This window comes from Xenorhabdus sp. NBAII XenSa04 (assembly GCF_963866145.1).
Classification (GTDB): Bacteria; Pseudomonadota; Gammaproteobacteria; order Enterobacterales; family Enterobacteriaceae; genus Xenorhabdus; species Xenorhabdus indica.
Genome location: NZ_CAWMEB010000271.1, coordinates 1 through 593 on the forward strand (window position 1 = coordinate 1; position 593 = coordinate 593).

At 49.9% G+C, this 593-nt stretch carries 1 protein-coding gene; it reads right to left on the minus strand.

The genetic code is table 11. The features are described from left to right. Positions 1-266: 266 nt before the first annotated feature. Positions 267-593, minus strand: a 327-nt coding sequence (locus AAC147_RS10145; protein ID WP_047686502.1) for an IS110 family transposase, incomplete at its 5' end; no start/stop codon positions are given.

Here is a 593-nt window from a genome sequence, read left to right on the forward strand (position 1 = left end):
CATAAAATCTATGGTTCCCCTCTTTTTTGCAACACTCATTTTTGATGAATTTTTGGCTTGCTTAAATCTATCCGGCGTCACTGTAGGCAAGGAGCCTGCGCCTCGATGAGTTCCGCGCCTGATGAACCTTAAAAGTGTGCCGGCTTCAAGGAGCCAATTTTTATGCTAGGTTTCTCATCAGGCCGGTAGGCCGTTCATGTCATCAATTATCAGTCTTCGCAAAACCAGTGGGGTAACAGTTAAATAGGTTCACAATGACGCCAGCTTTAGGCGACAAATACCGTGTGTTGTGTCGTAATGGCCCACGCTATCCGGGCGAGTTTATTAGCCAATGCACAGGCCACGATATTAGAGTGCTTTCGTTCAAGCTGCTGCTTAACCCAGTCAGCCAGTTTTCCCTGCCGGTGCTCAATCTGTTGCATGAATGACCGGGCGCAGAGTACCAACAGTTGCCGGAGCGTCTTATTACCCCGTTTACTGATACCCAATAAGGTCGTCCTTCCCCCGGTGCTGTACTGGCGGGGAACCAAACCCGTCGAGGCCGCAAAATCCCGGCTGCGAGAATATTGTTTTCCATCGCCCAGTTGTGAGGA